Below are 20,602 nucleotides of genomic sequence, written 5' to 3'. Positions count from 1 at the left end.
GCTTCTTATTCATGTTAATCTTATGTCTTCAGATTAATCACTAATAACTATTCACTAGTTACTTTAGCACTGTACGATTCTATTCCTTATTTATTTTGATTCAAAAATAGAAAAATAAATTGACAAAATACGTATTTATACGTAAAAATACTTATTTTTGTGTAGATTTAAATAAGTGCTTTATCTAGAGCCTTATTAAAAGATCATAATTATAGTATTTAAAAACAACCAGAATGCAAAACACAAAAATCAAAACTACCTGTTCCTACTGTGGTGTTGGCTGCGGAATAATCGTTACAAATGATCCCAAAAATGGTGTAATGGTTGAAGGAGACAAAGATCATCCTGTAAACAAGGGGATGTTGTGTTCTAAAGGAATGAATTTGCATTATGTGGTAAATGATATTTCAGACAGGATTTTGTATCCACAAATGCGCGGAAGCAAATCGTATCCATTAGAGCGTGTAAGCTGGGATACCGCTATTGATCGTGCAGCAGCTGTTTTTTCTTCTATCATAAAAAAACACGGATCTGATAGTGTTGGTTTCTATATTTCAGGCCAGTGTTTAACCGAAGAATATTATTTAGTAAATAAATTAGTAAAAGGTTTTTTAAAAACCAATAATATAGATACCAATTCCAGGCTTTGTATGAGTTCTGCGGTAGTTGGGTATAAAAAAACATTTGGAGAAGATTCTGTTCCAATTGCTTATGACGATATTGAATTGGCTGATACCTTTTTAATCACAGGAGCAAATCCTGCCTGGTGCCATCCTATTTTATTCAGAAGATTAGAAAAACACAAAGAAAATAATCCGAAAATAAAAATTATTGTTGTTGATCCGAGAAGAACCGATACAGCTGCTTTCGCCGATTTGCATTTACAGATCATTCCGGGTTCTGATATTATTTTATATCATGCCATGGCAAAACGAATCATCGAAAAAGGATATGTAGATCATGACTTCGTAAAAAATCATGCGGAAAATTTTAAAGAATATAAAGATTTAGTTTTAAACACTTCACTTGAAAAAGCTTCAAAATTATGCGGAATTTCAGTTAACGACATTAAACTGGCCGCTGATACCATTGGAAAAGCAAAAGGATTTATCTCCTTGTGGGCTATGGGACTTAATCAAAGTGCAGTTGGAGTAGATAAAAATACCGCTTTATTGAATTTGTCTTTATTAACAGGACAAGTTGGAAAGCCGGGTTCAGGCCCTTTTTCACTAACAGGGCAGCCTAATGCAATGGGTGGTCGGGAAGTAGGCGGAATGGCCAATTTATTAGCCGCTCATAAAGATTTAGCCAATCCGGAACATCGAAAAGAGGTAGCAGATTTTTGGGGAGTTGATGCAATTTCAGAAAAACCGGGTTTGACTGCTACCGAAATGTTCGAGGCTTTGGAATCTGGAAAAATGAAGGCCGTTTGGATCATTTGCACCAATCCGTTGGTAAGTTTACCTGATTCCCGTCGAATCGAAAAAGCTTTGCAAAATGCTAAATTTGTTGTCGTTCAGGATATTTCGCATAATGCAGATACGGCTAAATATGCCGATTTATTATTACCCGCAGCAGGATGGCTGGAAAAAGATGGCACGATGACCAACTCTGAACGTCGCATTTCGTATTTGCCAAAAGGAATAAATGCTCCCGGAGAAGCACTTCCGGATATTGAAATCCTGATTCGTTTTGCTCAAAAAATGAATTTTAACGGTTTCAATTTTAATAGTGCCGAAGAGATTTACAAAGAGCATTGTGCACTGACCAAAAACACTAATATTGATATTTCATTCTTAAATTATAACCGATTAAAAACCGAAGGTACTTTTCAGTGGCCGGTTCCGGATTATGGGCATCCTGGAACGCCTCGTCTTTTTACGGATAAAAAATTCTATACCCCATCACAAAAAGCGATTTTTAATTTACCAACGTCTATTGAAAATACATCGGAACAGCCATCTCCTCAATTTCCATTTATTTTGACTACAGGAAGGGTTCGTGACCAATGGCATACGATGACAAAAACCGGAAAAGTATCGCGATTGATGACGCATACACCAAGTCCGGTTCTAGAAATTAATCCGATTGATGCTTTTAAAGCAGATATTAAAGATGGCGATATCGTAATTGTAACCAGCAAGAACGGAGACGTTCGTGTAAAAGCAAAAGTTACGGATTCAATCAAGGAAAAAGTGGTTTTTCTGCCCATGCACTGGGGAAAACAGCTTGAAAATGATTTGAACAGAACCAATAATTTGACCAATACTTTAGTTGATCCAATTTCAAAAGAGCCTGATTTTAAATATACCACAGTTTCAATTACCAAGTATGTAAAACCTTTTCAGAAAATTGCAATTGTGGGTGCGGGAGCTGCGGCTTTCCGTTTCATTCAAAATTATCGTGAATTCAATTCTACTGATGAAATTGTAGTTTTTTCAAATGAAATAAATCCGTTTTACAATCGTGTATTGCTCCCGGAATACATGACAGGCGAATTTTCCTGGCAACAATTATTAAAGGTGAAGGACGGTGAAGCATTAAATAAATTGAAAATTACCATGAATGCTGGTGTTGCTGTTGGTAAAATAAATGCTGCCGAAAAAACAATTATAGACACTTTAGGCGATACACATACTTTTGATTCTTTGATTTTAGCTACCGGAAGCCGTCCGTTTGTGCCTGAAAACGCACAATTACATTTGCCGGGACGTTTTACCGTGAGACGAAAAGAAGATGCTGATCGTTTAAAAAAACACCTTGATGACACCAATTTGCCTCCGGAAGAACAACATGTAGTGATCGTGGGTGGAGGTCTGTTAGGATTAGAATTAGCAGCGGCCTTAAAACATAAAAAAGTAAAAATTACCATAATCCAAAGGGCTTCACGTTTAATGGAACGTCAGTTGGATCGTGTTTCAAGCAAATTATTGGCCGAAGAAGTGCAGCTTCGTGATATTCAGATTTATTTTGATAATGAAGTCAGTACTGTTTTTGAAACGGACAACGATAACGAACTTGAAATAGCCCTGAAAAGTGGACGTATCATTACCGCAAATGCTATTGTATATACCATTGGCACTATTCCCAATATCGAAATTGCGAGAGAAACGGGACTTGCCTGTGGTCGTGGAGTAAAGGTAAATCAGTATTTACAATCGTCAAATCCGGACATTTATGCTATTGGAGAAATAGCCGAATTCAACAATCAGTTATTCGGAATCACATCAGCAGCAGAAGAACAAGCGGATATTCTGGCTAACTTTTTGGCCGGAGATATCAGCAGTTACTACAAAGGTTCTGTTTTAATGAACATCCTGAAACTGGAAGACATTAATCTATGCAGTATTGGTGATGTTGAAATTCCGGAAAACGATGATTCATATGAAGAAATAATTTTTGCCGATTTGAAACAACGCTATTACAAAAAATGTATAGTCAAAAATGATTTATTGGTCGGCGCCATTTTGATGGGTGACAAAAATGAGTTTGCCGAGTTTAAAACGATGATCGAAAGCAAAATTGAATTGTCAGAAAAACGAAACTCATTGCTTAGAGGAAGTTCAAATGCCAAGCCGGTATTGGGAAAATTAGTTTGTTCCTGCAGTCAGGTTGGAGCAGGTAACATTGAAGAAACCATTAAAAGCGGTGTGAATAATTTTACGGATTTATGTAAAAATACAGGTGCCGGATTAGGCTGTGGAAGCTGTAAAACCGAAGTCAAAGAAATTTTAGCAAAATGTAAAATATAGTGTTTTTTAGTTTCAGGTTTCAGATTTTTTTAGTTTCAAGCTAGAAACGCGATCTAAGAAAACCTGAAACCTGAAACTTGACTCGAGGCTTGAAGCCGACTGGCGAAGCAAACTAAAAAAACTAAAAAAGACATGGAATTAACGAGATTAATAGTAAAAGGAGGTGTTATTTCGCCAGGAGAACTTAGGGAGGTTGTCAATATGGCTGCGGATCAGGGTTTGGATTCGATTTCATTTGGTTCAAGACAGGATATTATTTTCCCAAAAGGCTTTAAAGCTTTGGATAAAGAAAAAATGGGGAAACATCATTTTGTTTTTCCCGATGAAAAGAGCGGTAATAATATCGTTTCTTCTTATGTGTCTACAGATATTTTCAGAAATACCAATTGGCTGACAGGAAATAAGTTTTTATATATTTTAGAACAATTTAAAGACCAGCCCAAACTTAAGGTCAATATCAATGATCCAAAGCAGCAGTTGGTTCCATTATTTACCGGACATCTTAATTTTATTGCTTCCGAACATGAAGATTATTGGTATTTGTACATTCGCTTACCCAAATGGCATCGTATGGAAGTATATCCGGTATTGATTTACAGTTGGGATATAGCAACGTTTTACTATGAAATCGAACGTATTGTTACAACCGAAGAATCTTTCGGAATCGATATGATTTTTAGTCTCGTAAGTGAAGCTTTGGATACAAACAACAGAACTATTGATAAACCTCTAAATGTCCCATTTTATCCTTTTCCGTATTACGAAGGCATGAACCGAATGGGAATTGACCAGTATTGGCTTGGCTTGTATTGGAGAAATAATCTGTACGATTTGGAGTTCCTGAAAGAAATGTGTGATTTATGTTTCGATTGTAAAATTGGAAAAATATGTATCACACCATGGAAATCATTTATCATAAAAGGGATTCCAAAAGACAGAAAACTGGAATGGGAGAAATTTTTAGGAAAAAAAGGAATCAATGTTCGTCATTCGCTTTTAGAATTGAACTGGCATTTACCTGTAGCAATGGAATGGGCACTCAACCTGAAAACTTTTTTGGTAAGAACACTGGATCAATTTGACATTAGTACTTATGGGTTAAATTTTGGAATATCTGAATACAATCGCGAAGGACATTATTTTACTTCGATTGTAGTGGAAAAAAATGAATTGCCAAAAGACCTGGAATCGATTAAAATTCGTGATACCTACAATGTTTTGTATGCTAAGAATTTCGATCCAAATACGCGTGAGTATATTGTACATTCTCAGGATATTGATAAGCTTGAACTACCAACTATCTTAATTGAATTAAGTAGAAAATACTTTGAAGATTTAGGAAACTCAATCCCTGAAACAGTCGAAAATAATCAGAAAAAAGAAAAACCTAAATTATACATTTACCAATGCCAGGAATGTTTAACGACATACAATTCGGAATACGGAGATGAAAGTCAAAACATTCCAAAAGGTATTTTATTCACAGATTTGGCCGAAACCTATTGCTGTTCCTTATGCGAAGCGCCTAAAAGCAACTTCAGGATTTTAGAACCAGTTACTGCTTAATTCTAACGCAATTTTAAACCATATAAGTTATATAAGAAAATATAAGTTTTACTTTTTGTAATATTTAGCGAAGTCGAAATGCTTTTTGAAAACAAATTATTAGCAAAACTTAAATGAACTTATATCACTTATATGGTGAAATTTTTTATTTTTTAAATCCCGAAAAGCCGTCGGAGAAACTCCCGTTTGTTTTTTGAAAACTCTTGAAAAATAAGAGTAATCATCATAGCCAATAGCCGATGCAACTTCATTTACAGCTAAATCTTTATCGGTAAGCATTCTTTTAATTTCCAGAATTACACGATCCATAATGACTTCTGTGGCTGTTTTTTGTAAAATTTCATTGCAAATTCGGTTAAGGTGTTTTAAGGTGATATTTAATTTATCAGCATAAAAAGAAGGCGATTTTTCTTCTTTAAAATGCTGCTCCAGAAGCTTTTCGAATGTATTGATTTTGATATTGTACGAATGGGTTTGATGCGAATAGGTTTCACTGTATTTGCGCCCAATTTCAATATGAATACAATCCAGTAAATTCAGCATTTTATCCAATTGAAAATTATTGTGCTGCTTATTTTCTTCAGTTAATAATTTAAAATAAGGCAAAATCTTGGGTATTTCATCAGCTTCAAAAAGCATTTCAGGTCGATTATGAATCGAATGATAAAAATTATAATCATTGATTTTTTTTTGTCCGAAATATAAATTGTAAAGTTCCTGCGAAAATATAATCACAAATCCTTCAATGTCCTCAGATAAACTCCAATGATGCATTTGACCGGGCTGCAATAAAAATAAACTTCCTTTTTGGATTTCAAATCGGTCAAAATCGATTTCATGAATTCCGAATCCATCCGTAAAAAAGACCATCAAATACGAATCATGCCGATGAGGTTCTTCGACAAAACTGTGGCTTTTTAAATGCTCCTTAAATGTGTTTACATAAAATTCACTATGAATATCGTTGCAGCTAAAATTCTCTACGCTATAAACCGGATACTTTTTCATGATAAAATGTCTTTATTGTGCTATAAGTAGCGAAGATATAAAAAAGGTTTTGATACAATCTGATTTACCTTTGTATAAATATAAAACAACAATATCATGTCTAGTACATTAACTCATATTTTAAGCAACGAATGTCCTGTTTGTCATAAAGGAAAAGTTTTTAAAGACAAGAATATTTTCCTGAATTTCGGTTTTCCAAAAATGAATGAAACTTGCAGTCATTGCAATTATAAATTTCAAAAAGAGCCTGGATTTTTCTTTGGTGCGATGTATGTAAATTACGGATTAACAGTAGCTCAGGGAATTGCAACATATTGTATCGCCCAGTTTTTCTTCGATAAAACATTCGATTTAAGAATTATCCCGATCATTGCAGTTGTCATTATCTTATTAACTTCTTTCAATCTGCGATTTTCAAGATTAGCATGGATTTATATGTTTAAGGATTATTCGAGCTAAAAAAGTGTTATTTTTGCAGTCAAAAAAAAATAACCTCAGTAAGTAACGATACTGAATAAATGTAGCACAAAATGAAAGCATACGTATTTCCGGGTCAGGGCGCACAGTTTACAGGAATGGGCAAAGACTTATATGAAACCTCCCCATTAGCGAAAGAATTATTCGAAAAAGCCAATGAAATTTTAGGTTTCAGAATTACAGATATCATGTTTGAAGGCACTGCCGAAGAACTAAAAGAAACAAAAGTAACACAGCCGGCCGTATTTTTACATTCGGTTATTTTAGCTAAAACATTAGGAGAAGATTTTAAGCCGGAAATGGTAGCAGGACATTCTTTAGGCGAATTTTCAGCTTTGGTTGCCAACGGAGCTTTATCTTTTGAAGATGGACTAAAATTAGTTTCACAACGTGCTTTGGCGATGCAAAAAGCCTGCGAAATTACACCTTCAACAATGGCTGCAGTTTTAGGATTAGCAGATAATGTAGTAGAAGAAGTTTGTGCTTCTATTGACGGAATTGTAGTAGCGGCAAATTATAACTGTCCGGGACAATTGGTAATTTCAGGAGAAACTTCTGCAGTTGAAAAAGCTTGTGAAGCAATGAAAGCAGCTGGAGCAAAAAGAGCATTAATTTTACCTGTTGGAGGCGCATTTCACTCCCCAATGATGGAACCGGCAAGAGAAGAACTGGCTGCTGCTATAGAAGCGACAACTTTTTCAGCTCCAATTTGTCCGGTATATCAAAACGTAACGGCAAGTGCTGTTTCAGATGCTAACGAAATCAAAAAGAATCTGATCATTCAATTAACAGCTCCTGTAAAATGGACGCAATCTGTACAGCAAATGATCGCTGACGGTGCTACTTTATTTACCGAAGTTGGTCCTGGAAAAGTTTTAGCCGGATTAATTGGTAAAATTGATAAAGAAGCAGCTACTGCGAATGCTTAAATTTAGCATTTAAATATAGTTTTAAATAATGAAACCCTTCTTAAACTAATGTTTAGGAAGGGTTTTTTAATATGTAATATTCAGATGACTATGATGAATAAAAAATAAACAATCAAAAGAATAAATAATAATTACGCCTGCTTAGCAAATTGTAATTCAATGTTCAGTTTAACTTCTTCTCCAACCAAAACACCACCGGTTTCAAGAGCTGAGTTCCAGTTCAAACCCCAGTCTTTACGGTTAATTTTTCCTTCGATACTTAAACCTACTTTTGTATTTCCCCATGGATCAGTCAGGATTCCGCTAAATTCTACCGGAAAAGTTACTGTTTTTGCAACACCTCTGATGTTTAAATCTCCAGTAATTTCATATTTTTCATCATTGATTTTTTTGAATGAAGAAGCTTTGAAAGTTAATTTTGGATGGTTTTCAGCATCAAAAAAATCACCGCTTTTTAAGTGATTGTCCCTGTCAGCATTGGCAGTATCGATAGAAACGATATCACCTGAAAATTCAATTGCTGCATTTTCGAAATCATCACCTTCAGTAGTAATTGTTGCATCGTAAGTTAAAAATTTTCCTGAAACATTGGTAAACATCATGTGTTTTACTTTAAAACCAATTTCTGAGTGAGTTGGGTCAATTGACCATTTTGTAGTTGCCATAATTTTTATTTTTTAAATATTATAATTTCATTTTGTTAAGACAAAGTTACACAGACAGTAAGCGTAACGCACTTAACCTAGATTAAGAAATGAAAATGTGATTTTAATTTTTTGAATTTCATTATCTTAAAAATACAATTCTCATGTAGATTAAAATCATCAATTATGAAAAGTTTAGTAAAAAAAGAAACGATAATAATCTGAATTTCAGACCAATTATCGTTTCTAAGAAAAAAGTATTAGTTGTCTTTTGTGAATTAATAATTCATCGGAATGTCCATCAATAAGAATTCTGCGTCTGTATTTGCTTTTATATTTAAAATATCTGTTCCTGAAATTCCAACAGCATCACGAGTATTTAATTCCTGACCGTTGATCGTTACATTTCCTTTTAAAACAAAAGCATAAACTCCGTTTCCTTCTTTTTTAATTTTGTATTCTGTTTCAATTCCTGAGTCAAAATTCCCCATGTTGAACCAGGCATCCTGATGAATCCAAACTCCTTCATCATCTGCATTTGGAGACAAAACCTGAGCCAGTTTATTGTGTCTGTCTGCAACATTCAACGTAATTTGCTGGTAACGCGGCGTAACATTTCTTTTGTTTGGAAACAACCAGATTTGCAACAATTTAGTCTGCTGATCAGCATTTGGGTTAAACTCACTATGCTGAATTCCGGTTCCGGCACTCATTACCTGGATATCACCATTTTTGATTACTTCGGTATTTCCCATACTGTCTTTGTGAGCCAAATCTCCTTCAAGCGGAATAGTAATGATTTCCATATTATCGTGTGGATGCGTTCCAAATCCCATTCCGCCTGCAATCGTGTCATCGTTCAAAACACGAAGTGCCCCAAACTGAATTCTGTTCGGATTGTACCAGCTTGCAAAACTAAAGCTGTGATAAGCGTTTAACCATCCGTGATTTGCATTTCCTCTTGTTTCTGCTTTGTGCAATACTATATTTTCCATGATTTTGTGTATTTGTTATTTTTATAGTACAAAGATACCACCATCATAGATGAAACGCACTTAATGTAGATTAAGAAAGGTTCTGGGGTCTGAGTGGCTAAGATTCTAAGATTTATATTGTGCTGGTTTTGGGAGCAGTAATTTTAGTTTCAAAACACCTATACTCCTGCTATTCGCTATATCTATTGCTGCGAACCCCGCAACAACAGGATGTCGCTGCTATCAGGGCTGGATTAGAAATCTTTATTTTCAGAAGTATTAGGAACCTTCAAAAAGAGAGAATTTCCAGATCTTATAAGATTAAAATAGCATCATTTTATTTTTATAAATTTTCCTTTTCCGACAGCAATATCCAAATAATTCATAACAAAACCATTTCTATCATGAATGTAAAAAATCATGGTGTCTTTCTCAATTTGATTTTTTGGAATACTGATAATGATATTAGAATTGGTGAAATTGTCTAATAAAATGCTGTTTCCATACGAAATTTTTCCAGATGGAATAAATTTATTTGAAAAAGCGTAAGTACTATCTTTAAATATAATCTTATCATTCTGGTTTGTAAAATATCCATTTTCGCAGATAAAATAATAACTGCCTATAAGCTTATCGGTTTCCTGATTGCCAAAATTGATAAAAAAGAAAGTAATTATTAAAATGAAAGATTTCATGGTTTAGATGTCTACTTTTTACTATTCTGCATGGCCCAAATCAGTAATGCATTTTTTTCTTTAGGCAAGCCTAATTTATCGATTATTTTGCTTCGGTGGCCTTCAACCGTTTTTTCAGATAAAAATAATAACTCGGCAATTTGTTTTGTAGTTTTTTGCTGCGTGATCAGTTCAATAATTTTCCTTTCAGATAATGTCAGATGCGCCAGTTCATTGTTATCATTGGGAGTATCTGTTATTAGGTCGTCTTTCAAAAAAGTACTGATATATTGATGCCCTTTTTTTACTTCCTGAAGACATTTTTCTAATTCGGTTTGAGCATGTTCTTTTAGAATATAACCATAAATTCCGTATTCTTTTGCCTTTTTATATATGGTCATTTCTTTGTGCATGGTCAGTAAAATGATTTTGGTTTTCAGTTTACTTTCCTGTATTGCTTTGGCCACATCAAGGCCATCCAACCCCGGCATGTTGATATCAAGAATAGCAATATCCGGCAAGTGTAACTTAATTAAATTTAATGCCGAAATTCCGTTAGAGCAGGTATCTTCTACTCTGTAACCATAAGATTCCACAAAGCTTTTTGTACCCAAGAGGGTAAAAGGATGGTCATCTGCAATTAATATTCTCATTGAGCTTTCTTTATATCGATGGTAATTATTGTGCCGTTAGTATTTGATGTAATATTAGCTTGTCCGCCAATAGCCCTGCTTCGTTCTATAATATTATGCAGGCCAAATGAAGATTTACTGTTTAAAGTTTCTTCTACATTAAATCCTTTTCCATTGTCTTTAATTTCAATTATAATGCTGTTTTCGTTTTCCGTTATAGAAATTTTAGCAGCAATTGCATCAGCATATTTTATGATATTGGAAAGTGCTTCCTGCACAATACGGTAAATTTGCAATTCATCGGAAGAAGATAAAACACGGTGATAATCAATCTCGGCCGTAACCATGAAATTATTAACAGATTCTGCCCGTTCTGTCATTTGATTAATGCTTTCTTTTAATCCTATTTTATCAAACATTATAGGGTGTAAATTCCTACTGATACTTCGGATATCATTAATAATAGCATCAATTTTCTGACTGGTAATTTCTGTTTTTTCTTCGAAGGAGTTTTTTAAACTCAGCAGTTCGTGACTTACACTGTCATGCAGGTCGCTTGCAATACGTTTGCGCTCTTCTTCTGTTTTTTCGAGGAGTTGTTTGGTGTATAACTGCGTATTTTCTTTTTCGAGTTTTAATTTTTTTTGTTTTTGTTTCAGGTTAAATGCAAAGTTTATAAGCAATATCCCTATCAAGCTGGCACATAAAAGTGCAATTGTTGTATTTTTGGTTGTTATGGTCTGTTCTTTTATTTTTAATTCCTGTGCTTTTTTTTCAGTTTGATATTTTTTTTCAAGTTCTACTGTTTTTACCTTGGTAATTATGCTTCCTATACTATCTGCAATAATTTTCTTTTGTGCTTCATAGGCTAAAGCAGTTTTATAATCTTTATTTTGAATTGCACTGTTTTGTAATACTCCATAAAGCATATTGACTTTTTCATATTGCTGATTGCTGATTAAAGTGGGTAATGTTTTTTTTATATCTGCAAAATTGGAATAATTTGGATTCTTTTTTATCTCATACAATGCAGATGTTAATTTGTATTCCTGAGTTAAATCATCAGAATCTATTTCTTCAACAACAGGTTTTAAATCGTTCAGTATCTTTTTGGCTTCTAATAACCTGTTTTCATGAATTAAATTTTCTGCCTTAAAATCAAATATTTTTATTTTTAATATTTTACTTTCATCGTTACTGCTAATAAAAGCCTGATAAACAGAATCGATTAATGGCCTTTCACGTTTGTCCTTTAAATATTCATATATCGAAATTTTATTAATCAAACCGATATAGACATTATAGGTATTGTCAATTTTTTTATACGCTTGTATTGCTTTGTCCGCATTTTGAATAGCTCTTTTTTTATCACCAATGGCAGTGTATATATTAGCGTAATTCGAATAAACAAAAGCCAAACCTTTAGGATTATCTATTTTGCTGAAATATTCAAAAGATTTCTGATTGGCAAGCAGACTTAAATTTTGCTTCCCCATAATATAATAAATATAAGATAAATCGTAGTAAGCTCTGGCAATATTGTAACAGCTATTATAGTCGTCAGGCTCTAATGTCGTAATCTTTTTAAAGTACTCACATGCCTTTTTTAAATTATACTTGTCGAAATAATAATTGGCAAGATAAGCATCTACAAAAGTGGTTTTTAATTCAGGGACTTTGTGTCTGTATCTGGTGTCAAATTCTTTGACTTTAGTCATAAACTGATCATTAAAGTCATAAGAATCTGCAAGATATACACAGGCGAAATCTAAAACTTCGGCTGCTTCCAAATATTTTTTTTCTTTTATTTTGTCGTTGTAATAGTTGTGAAAAACCGATAAATAATTTTTGTCCTTCTTGTAATGCTCCACTTTATGCAACCAGGTTTTTGTGGCATCTTCCTTTACTGGTTCTTCTTTTTGAAATAAAACTTCATTCGTTTCATTCTTCTGACAAGAAAAAACAAGCAAAAAAATTGCAATAAGAAAAGCATGAAATAAATAATTGGTTTTAGACATAACCTTATTGTTTTTTTTACAAATGTATCTATTTGAATTAGTATTTGAATTATAAATAAATAATTCAGGGGTTTCCCCTTGCGTGAATTCGTTTGGATTTGCCAGAATTTTGTAATCTAACATTTTAAAGAAAAACTATGAGAAAAATTACTCTATTAAGAAATCAAATACTTTTGTTTGCCATTGTGCTGACCACAAGTTTTTCGAGAGGACAGGTTTCAGCAAGTGCATTGTCTTTTGATGGTGTCAATGATTATGTGGAACTGGGGGATATAATGCCTGCAACATATACCAAAGAAGCCTGGTTTTATTTATCAGATTTAAGTCTCCAAAACAATCTTATTTCGGGAGGCTCAGATGGGCAACACGCACTGTATCCCTCTGCAAATTATGGAAACAGATTGTCGGCAGGACACAATGGTATCTGGAATGCAGTGCAGGACCCAACTCCAATTGCAGCTAATACATGGTATCACGTTGCTTTGACTTATGATGCTGCAACCACCACAATGAAAATGTATAAAAATGGTGTTTTAGTAGCAAGCAATACCTCTGTACCTCCTTTTACTGGCGGAAACGCTGTACGACTTGGTACATTTGATACTGCAAATTTACTTGGAGGTAAATTAGACGAAGTACGTATCTGGAACAGAGTATTACCTGAATGTGAAATTCAAAACAATATGAATGGGGAACTTCCTGCAGGACAAGTAGGATTGGTGGCTTATTACAAGTGCAACCAAGGTATTCATGCTGCAAATAATACAGCAATTACTACCCTGATTGATACCAGTGGAAATGATAATACCGGTACGTTAAGCGGATTTGCCTTAACTGGATCTTCCTCAAACTGGGTTACACCAGGAGGCGTAGTTACCGGAACAATGAGTCCGGCACAATTGTCGGTTACAAGTCCGCAATTTTTTTGTACGGCGGCTACAATTGCTGATTTAACGGCTACAGGAATGGGTATCAAATGGTATTCTTCATTGGAATCGTTAAACGAATTGGGTGCCACAACTGCATTGACATCAGGAACAACCTATTATGTTTCGCAAACTATTGGTAGCTGCGAAAGTCCAAGAAATGCAGTTGTTGTAATGATAAATACAACTTCGGCACCTACAGCTATTAGTCCACAAACTTTTAATAAAGACGCTACGGTTGCCAACATTGCCGCAACTGGAACCGACTTAAAATGGTATGCAGCTTCTACAGGAAGCACAACTTTAGCAAATTCATCTCCAATAACCGGCGGCATCTATTATGTCTCTCAAACGGTTTCAGGTTGCGAAAGCTTAAGAACGGCTATTGAGGTAAATCTTAATGCATCAGCATTGGATTTTGATGGAATAGATGACAAAGTAAACTGCGACACTGGTATTTCTACAGTATTGAGTAATACCAATAAATTAACCGTTGAGGCATGGATTAAAACAACTAGGGATTCAAATGTAGAAACTATTGTTTCCAATCATGGTAACGGATCTTCTACTCAATTTGATTTACGTACCGTTAATGGTGAATTTAATTGTTTTATTGGTTTTGGTAGTTACGTAGTTACAGGAGGAACAGTTATACCAAACACATGGCAACATGTAGCGATGGTGTTTGATGGCACCTCTGTAACACTGTATGTTGATGGAGTAAATGTTGGTACCACACCAACCCCATCCAATTATACTTTGCCAACAAGCGTGGCACCAATGATATTAGGATATAATGGCTATGGAGAAATTTTTAAGGGACAAATGGATGAGGTTCGTGTTTGGAACAAAGCTTTGACTCAAACTGAAATTCAAAATAATAAAAATTGCGAACTAGGGCCAGGACAAACTAATTTATTAGCGTATTACCAATTTAACCAAGGTCTTGATAATAGAAACAATTCAACAGTAACCACAGTCGCAGATGCCAGCAGCAATGCCTATACAGGAATGTTAGATGGTTTTGAACTTATAGGAAATACCTCAAACTGGACTGCAACCAGCATTGTGACAACAGGAAATACCTGCTCGACTAATTTAAATAACAATCATTTTGAATTTTCATCAAAAACAACAGTCTATCCTAACCCTTCAAATGGTCTATTCTCTTTAAATAATGATGCTCGTGCCGCTATTGTAGTATATGATTTGAATGGAAAAATTATTAAATCGGAAAATATTAATTTTGGAAATACCAATTTGAATTTAAATAGCTCCCCAAATGGAGTTTATTTGTTGAAAATAACCTATGATAACAATCAGGTTGAAACGATTAAATTGATAAAAAAATAAGATAAAACAGATTTAAACAGAAAGGCTTCTTCCTATCTAAGAAGTCTTTCTGTTATAAAAATCAATAAAAAAAACCGTTGTATAATTACTTTTAATCACACTCAAACATCGATTTTTTTAGTGATTAAAAGAATTTAAATTGGCGTTTTACTTTTCAGAGCTAACTTGCCTTGAAAACAGAGCTTTTTCTGTCTTTTTTTGACGATTAATTATGAATGTATGTCCCATTTGCACTTAATTTAAAAGCCCTGAAATATATTTTATCAATAATATAGCGCTTACTTTTTTAAAAGCCTTGCTTTCATTTTACTGAAAAACTCAGGCGTAACCCCAATAAAGGAAGCAATTTGTTTTTGAGGCACTTTATGAACCAATGTTCCATATTTCGAACAAAATTTCTCAAAACGCTCTTCGGCAGGTAAACTCAAATTATCCATTAATCGTTGCTGATTGGCAACTAATGAGTTTTCAATTAAAATCCTGAAAAAACGTTCCAGTTTCGGAATTTCAAGATACAATTGCTCCTGATTTTCTTTGGACAAAGAAACCACTTCTGCCTCTTCCAGAACTTCAATAAAAAGCTGTCCCGGTTTTTGCGAAAAATAACTATACATATCACTCATCCACCAGCCTTCGCAAGCAAAGGAAAGCACATGTTCTACAATATTATCGTTGATATTGAAGCTTCTTAAAATTCCCGAATTGACAAAATACGAATGTTTGCAGACTTCTCCGGCGTTCAGTAAAATCGTTTTGGCTTTGTAAGTGTTCGTTTCTAATTTAGATAAAAAAAGTTCCTGTTCTTCCTGAGTCAGTGAAACATGTTTGGCAATATTTTCAAGAATCAATGCCATTATTTTTTATCTTCTATTAGCTTAAATGAAGTTGCTTTAAATCTGTCACCCACTATTTCTCCGGTAACAGCAGCTTTGCTGATCGCATTGCAAAAACCTTTTTCTGAATGCGCATCTCCGTGATCGTGAATCGTTGTTCCATCCACAAAATAGCTTTTTCCGTCAATGCGAACTGCTAAATCACAGCTTTTGCCTTTCATTCCAAATTGACATTCACCGCAGGAAGCTTCTACAATGGTTGGTTTGTCAAATTTCTTTTTACTTTGAGCCTGAACAGCAATTCCAATGAAAAGGAATGTCGCCAATAATATATTTTTCATAGTTAAGAATTTACAGTTATTAATTTTGCTGTTTCTTTGGCACGTTCTGTTACTTCGTTTATTGGAGTTGAAAGTGTATCGTGACTTAAAACTACACCCATTCTTCGATAAGGTCTTGAAGTTGGTTTTCCGAAAATTCTGAAATCGGTTTTCGGTAAAGCTGCTACTTTTTCGATTCCGCTAAAAGTTGGATTAGTAGAATCTTCGGATGCTAAAATTACAGCGCTTGCTCCGGCTTTTTCTAAAGTGATTTCGAAAATTGGAAGACTTAAAATGGCTCGTAAATGCAATTCGAATTCGTTGAAATTTTGTGTTCCTGCTAAAGTTACCATTCCCGTGTCATGCGGGCGAGGTGAAAGTTCCGAGAAATAAACGCCTTCATTCGTCAGAAAAAATTCAACACCAAAAAGTCCTGCTCCGCCAAGGGCTTCTGTAATTTTTTCGGCCATATCCTGCGCTTCATACAAATCTTTTTCTGAAATCTTAGCAGGCTGCCAGCTTTCCTGATAATCTCCTCTTTCCTGTCTGTGGCCAATTGGCGAACAGAATAGAGTTGGATTATTATTTTGAGTAATCGTTAAAAGGGTAATTTCAGAATGGAAATCTACAAAAGCTTCTACAATAACTTCAATTACATCGCCACGTGAACCAGCAACGGCATATTCCCATGCTTTTAAAATATCTTCCTGAGATTTTATAGTCGATTGTCCTTTTCCGGATGAAGACATTAAAGGTTTTACCACACACGGAATTCCAACTTCCTGAACAGCTTTTTGCAGTTCTTCGGCAGAAGTTGCGTATTGATATTTAGCGGTTTTTAATCCAAGTTCTTTTGCAGCCAAATCCCGGATTGCTTTACGATTCATGGTAAAGTTTGCCGCTTTCGCCGAAGGAACAACGGTAATCCCTTGCTTTTCGTAATCATAAAAACGTTCGGTACGAATGGCTTCTATTTCGGGAACAATGAAATCCGGTTTGTGTTTGGCTACAATTCGGTCAAGCGCTTCACCGTCAAGCATATTGATGACTTCAAAACCGTGTGCAAGCTGCATTGCCGGGGCATTTTCGTAGCTGTCAACAGCGATTATAGTTTGTCCGATTCGTTGCGCGGCAATGACAAATTCTTTACCTAATTCGCCTGAACCGAGGAGTAATATTTTCATTTTGTTTGATTTAAAGTTTGGGTATTTTGGCTTGCTTTAATAAGTATTAAACTGCTCAAAAAAGTTAGAATCATTAAAATGAATGATAAAAACAAAATCATCAATAATGAAAATACAATTTGATCTAAAAATTGAGATTGCAAAGGAGCAGAAAATCCATTTATAAATTTCCCGATTATATAAATGGTAAAAAAAGCTATAATAAGTTTTAGGCTTATTCTAAAAGAAAATTGAGAACAAGCTTGAAAATAAGTTATTTTATTTAATGAAAAACTGATTTTTTTTGTGGTGTTCCAAAAAAGAAAAATAATAAATAGTGGAAACATAAGGCCCCAAAATATAGGATTCCAAAACAGACCGAAGTCACATATCTGAATACATAAATCGATGAAAAGACTTTCACGAAATATTAAAAGTGGAAAAAAAGCGCTCACAAAAATACCTGCAATTATTGAGTATTTTTGAATGTTGTTTTTTGATTCCATTTAAATTTATTTTGAAAGTAAAGATAAATAAAATGGAAATTATTCTCACGCAGATTTTACAGATTTGGCGGATTTAATTTAACTGTGAATTTAAGTTTTAGATAAAGTAACCATACGTTTGTCATTTCGAGGAACGAGAAATCTCCGCAAGTAGCTCCGTACAGAATGTCGCCAATCTTTGTAGAGTTCCAAGTGAAGATTTCTCGTTCCTCGAAATGACAAGATTGTGGGTAGTACGAAATGAAATTATAAACGTAAAAGTTCTTGTAAACCCGTTTGCGTGAGGGATTGTAGTGGAAATCCTTTTGTGTAATGAAATGGAACAAAAGATTGTAGCGGAAAGCCCGACCCGAAGGGACACGTCCAAAATAAAAAACCGATACTTCTTTTAAAAAGTATCGGTTTGTATATTAATGAAAATGGTCTTCTTCAATCTCAAATTCAGCATCTTTTTCCCAGATTTCCATTTCGCAGGGCTTACAGTTAAATTTTAGTTTGTATTCTAACTCGCCCTGTTTTAAAACTAATGGCTCTTTTACCTTAACACCTACAATATCTTTTTGGTGTATCGGACATTTTTTTAATTCGTATTTGATGCAATATTTTGTGGTCATTACACGGGATTTTCCCGGATCCCATTGTAATTCGAATGCTTTTTCAATTTCGGTAACACCGTGGCGTTCGTAGAATTTACGAGCGGTTTTGTTTGAAACGTTGTACATAAAATCCAGTTTGGTTTCCGGATACGGATGTGACGTTTTTACCAGTTGGTGTTCTTCGCGAACGTAATTTGCCAGACGAATTTCTGATAACTGATCGAAAACATTTCTTCGCATTTCGTTGATTTTTGAAATAGGAAGGAACCAGTTTTGAGTGAACATTACATTGATTTCATCGGCGCTGTAAGGTGTAAAACCCGTTTTTGCCAATTGAGTTTTAATGTTTTCTTCGATTGATTCACCGGTTTTAGTCTGCTCTTTTGCGTGCTCTAATTTTACGGTACTTACATTTCCATCTTCGTCGGTTGCAATTAATTCAAAACCGTTTTCATTTTCAGTAAGCAATAAAGTAGTTCCGATTTTACGGATGGCGCTGTCTTCTCTTTCAACAATTTTGATGAAAGCAATATCGTTGTTACGGTAAATAAAAGTCCCGTCTTCAATTTCTTTTAGAACGTTTGGATATACTTTTCCGTTCTCTGCTTTGTTTACATAAATTCCGTCCGCTTCGTTGTTCTCGTTGATGAAACAAAGTCCGTCACCATTGTTTAGCAATTCACCATTTTCGATTTCGTAAGCGTTTCCGACAGTTCGGATTAATTTACCAATATATTGCCCTTTTGATTTTGGACTTTCCCAGGAACCAATTGAGCTGTGTCTTTCATTTACGAAATAATCGGTATAACCACGATTGAAAGTTCTGTTTAAAGTAGAATCGAAAGTATACGTACATTTCCCGGAAGAAGCCTTGGTGTATTTATCGCTTCCTTCTAAATAGCTGTCTAATTTTTGACGTAAATAAGATACGTTGTTTTTAACGTAAGCTACATCTTTTAATCGGCCTTCGATTTTAAAAGAAACGATTCCGGCTTCAATCAAATTCGGAATCTGATCTGAAACATCTAAATCTTTAATCGAAAGCAAGTGACTGTTTTTGATTAAAGTTTCTCCGTTTCCGTCAATTAAGTTATATGGAAGACGACAGTTTTGAGCGCAGGAACCACGGTTGGCGCTTCGTTCTCCGTTTGCTACACTCATATAGCAGTTTCCACTGAAGGATACACATAAAGCCCCGGTTACGAAAAACTCTAATTCAACATCAGCGTGGTCGTATATTGTTTTAATTTGATGCAGGTTTAATTCGCGTGCTAAAACCACACGTTTAATTCCGGCATCTTTAAGGAATTTGATTTTGTCTGCGTCACGGTTATTGGCTTGCGTGCTTGCGTGAAGTACGATAGGGGGTAAGTCCATTTCCATAATCGCCATATCCTGAATAATCAGGGCATCGACACCAATATCGTATAATTCCCAAATCATCGAGCGACAAGTTTCTAATTCGTTGTCGTACAAAATGGTATTCATTACCACAAAAACCTGAGCGTTAAATAAGTGTGCATATTTTACTAAAGCAGCAACATCTTCGATTGAGTTGTTGGCATTAGAACGTGCTCCAAATTGCGGCGCACCAATATATACTGCATCTGCACCGCTGTTTATAGCTGCCATTCCGCCAATTAAATCTCTTGCCGGAGCTAATATTTCTATTTTCTTCTTCATTTCTAAAACTTTAGCTTTTGTGGTATTCACGAAAAAAAGTGTGCAAAGGTCTTATAAATTATTTGAGATTGCTAATGTTAAAGGTGTTTTTTTGAAATTGTTAACTTAATATAGAAAGAGTTGATATTTTATTCTGCCTTGCTTTTGAATTTATTTCCTAAGTTTTCAAATTGTATTTGTTTATAGGATACATTTCTAATTTCGTATTTAAATCTTTTTGGGATTAATACTGCTGATATATCCATTGGATCTGTATTAATCCAATAGTAAAGAAATAAAGTGTCATTAATTACTTTTGCATCTCCATAATATTTTAGGCCTCCTGTTTCATATTTTTCAATTATGATTTCAATTCCCTTTTTTGTTTTTTTAGATGTAATTAATTCTGCAGTTTTACTTTCATTTCTTTTTAAATAGCCGGAATCAAAAGCTTCTTCTGATGAGAATTTAATATTAATATTTTTTAATTCCTTTTTTACACAGTTGGTTAATAAAAGAAAAATTATTAAAGTAAAAAAAATATATCTCATGTATGATTGATTTTTTGA

General features: G+C 34.4%; 17 protein-coding genes. 5 read left to right on the top strand and 12 right to left on the bottom strand.

Features of this window, described 5'->3' with window-relative positions; translation table 11 throughout:
* Positions 1-233 precede the first annotated feature (233 nt).
* Together FLACHUCJ7_RS06335 and FLACHUCJ7_RS06330 are read left to right on the top strand one after the other, a co-directional pair.
* Positions 234-3,752 carry a nitrate reductase gene (locus FLACHUCJ7_RS06335; protein WP_180908322.1) on the top strand — a complete coding sequence of 1,173 codons (3,519 nt, stop codon included), beginning with the start codon at positions 234-236 and terminating at the stop codon, positions 3,750-3,752.
* Positions 3,753-3,884: 132 nt separating this feature from the next.
* On the top strand, positions 3,885-5,318 hold the full coding sequence (locus tag FLACHUCJ7_RS06330) for a rubredoxin (RefSeq protein WP_180908321.1): 1,434 nt from the start codon (positions 3,885-3,887) through the stop codon (positions 5,316-5,318).
* Between the two features lie 99 nt (positions 5,319-5,417).
* Here FLACHUCJ7_RS06330 and FLACHUCJ7_RS06325 read toward each other — a convergent pair whose 3' ends face one another.
* Positions 5,418-6,326 carry an AraC family transcriptional regulator gene (locus tag FLACHUCJ7_RS06325; protein WP_180908320.1) on the bottom strand — a complete coding sequence of 303 codons (909 nt, stop codon included), beginning with the start codon at positions 6,324-6,326 and terminating at the stop codon, positions 5,418-5,420.
* 96 nt (positions 6,327-6,422) lie between these two features.
* On the opposite strand from FLACHUCJ7_RS06325, the gene FLACHUCJ7_RS06320 reads away from it, so the two are divergent.
* Both FLACHUCJ7_RS06320 and fabD read left to right on the top strand, forming a co-directional pair.
* Positions 6,423-6,785, top strand: coding sequence for a DUF983 domain-containing protein (locus tag FLACHUCJ7_RS06320; protein ID WP_180908319.1), 363 nt, complete (start codon positions 6,423-6,425; stop codon positions 6,783-6,785).
* A gap of 71 nt (positions 6,786-6,856) precedes the next feature.
* A complete protein-coding gene (gene fabD / locus FLACHUCJ7_RS06315; protein WP_180908318.1) occupies positions 6,857-7,732 on the top strand; it encodes an ACP S-malonyltransferase in 876 nt (291 codons plus the stop codon).
* Between the two features lie 131 nt (positions 7,733-7,863).
* Here fabD and FLACHUCJ7_RS06310 read toward each other — a convergent pair whose 3' ends face one another.
* From FLACHUCJ7_RS06310 to FLACHUCJ7_RS06290, 5 genes are all read right to left on the bottom strand, one after another.
* Positions 7,864-8,397, bottom strand: coding sequence for a YceI family protein (locus tag FLACHUCJ7_RS06310; protein WP_180908317.1), 534 nt, complete (start codon positions 8,395-8,397; stop codon positions 7,864-7,866).
* A gap of 257 nt (positions 8,398-8,654) precedes the next feature.
* Positions 8,655-9,371 carry a pirin family protein gene (locus FLACHUCJ7_RS06305; RefSeq protein ID WP_180908316.1) on the bottom strand — a complete coding sequence of 239 codons (717 nt, stop codon included), beginning with the start codon at positions 9,369-9,371 and terminating at the stop codon, positions 8,655-8,657.
* 311 nt (positions 9,372-9,682) lie between these two features.
* Complete coding sequence (locus FLACHUCJ7_RS06300) at positions 9,683-10,045, bottom strand: hypothetical protein (protein ID WP_180908315.1); 363 nt, start codon at positions 10,043-10,045, stop codon at positions 9,683-9,685.
* Positions 10,046-10,056: 11 nt separating this feature from the next.
* The gene (locus FLACHUCJ7_RS06295; protein ID WP_180908314.1) at positions 10,057-10,677 is read right to left on the bottom strand and encodes a response regulator; all 621 of its coding nucleotides are present in this window, start codon (positions 10,675-10,677) and stop codon (positions 10,057-10,059) included.
* Complete coding sequence (locus tag FLACHUCJ7_RS06290; RefSeq protein ID WP_180908313.1) at positions 10,674-12,797, bottom strand: tetratricopeptide repeat-containing sensor histidine kinase; 2,124 nt, start codon at positions 12,795-12,797, stop codon at positions 10,674-10,676. Before FLACHUCJ7_RS06290 ends, FLACHUCJ7_RS06295 begins: the two co-directional genes overlap by 4 nt.
* A 14-nt stretch (positions 12,798-12,811) precedes the next feature.
* Here FLACHUCJ7_RS06290 and FLACHUCJ7_RS06285 point away from each other — a divergent pair, with 14 nt between their 5' ends.
* On the top strand, positions 12,812-14,953 hold the full coding sequence (locus FLACHUCJ7_RS06285) for a LamG-like jellyroll fold domain-containing protein (protein ID WP_180908312.1): 2,142 nt from the start codon (positions 12,812-12,814) through the stop codon (positions 14,951-14,953).
* Positions 14,954-15,231: 278 nt separating this feature from the next.
* Here FLACHUCJ7_RS06285 and FLACHUCJ7_RS06280 read toward each other — a convergent pair whose 3' ends face one another.
* From FLACHUCJ7_RS06280 to FLACHUCJ7_RS06255, 6 genes are all read right to left on the bottom strand, one after another.
* A complete protein-coding gene (locus FLACHUCJ7_RS06280) occupies positions 15,232-15,807 on the bottom strand; it encodes a Crp/Fnr family transcriptional regulator (RefSeq protein WP_078227363.1) in 576 nt (191 codons plus the stop codon).
* Positions 15,807-16,127 (bottom strand): DUF6370 family protein, encoded by a 321-nt coding sequence (locus FLACHUCJ7_RS06275; RefSeq protein ID WP_078227364.1) that lies wholly within the window; start codon positions 16,125-16,127, stop codon positions 15,807-15,809. Before FLACHUCJ7_RS06275 ends, FLACHUCJ7_RS06280 begins: the two co-directional genes overlap by 1 nt.
* A gap of 2 nt (positions 16,128-16,129) precedes the next feature.
* Positions 16,130-17,290: a formate-dependent phosphoribosylglycinamide formyltransferase gene (purT, locus tag FLACHUCJ7_RS06270; RefSeq protein WP_180908311.1), complete on the bottom strand. Its 1,161-nt coding sequence runs from the start codon at positions 17,288-17,290 to the stop codon at positions 16,130-16,132.
* Positions 17,287-17,775 carry a hypothetical protein gene (locus tag FLACHUCJ7_RS06265; RefSeq protein ID WP_180908310.1) on the bottom strand — a complete coding sequence of 163 codons (489 nt, stop codon included), beginning with the start codon at positions 17,773-17,775 and terminating at the stop codon, positions 17,287-17,289. The genes purT and FLACHUCJ7_RS06265 overlap by 4 nt, the downstream gene beginning before the upstream one ends.
* A gap of 410 nt (positions 17,776-18,185) precedes the next feature.
* Positions 18,186-20,054: a peptidase U32 family protein gene (locus FLACHUCJ7_RS06260; protein ID WP_078227971.1), complete on the bottom strand. Its 1,869-nt coding sequence runs from the start codon at positions 20,052-20,054 to the stop codon at positions 18,186-18,188.
* Positions 20,055-20,182: 128 nt separating this feature from the next.
* Positions 20,183-20,584: a hypothetical protein gene (locus FLACHUCJ7_RS06255; RefSeq protein WP_078227366.1), complete on the bottom strand. Its 402-nt coding sequence runs from the start codon at positions 20,582-20,584 to the stop codon at positions 20,183-20,185.
* Between the last annotated feature and the right edge of the window lie 18 nt (positions 20,585-20,602).

The sequence above is a fragment of the Flavobacterium salmonis genome, from assembly GCF_903819435.1.
GTDB classification, from domain to species: domain Bacteria; phylum Bacteroidota; class Bacteroidia; order Flavobacteriales; family Flavobacteriaceae; genus Flavobacterium; species Flavobacterium chungangense.
The sequence above is the reverse complement of the archived record's forward strand: the minus strand, read 5'-3'. Positions and strand labels throughout refer to the sequence as shown.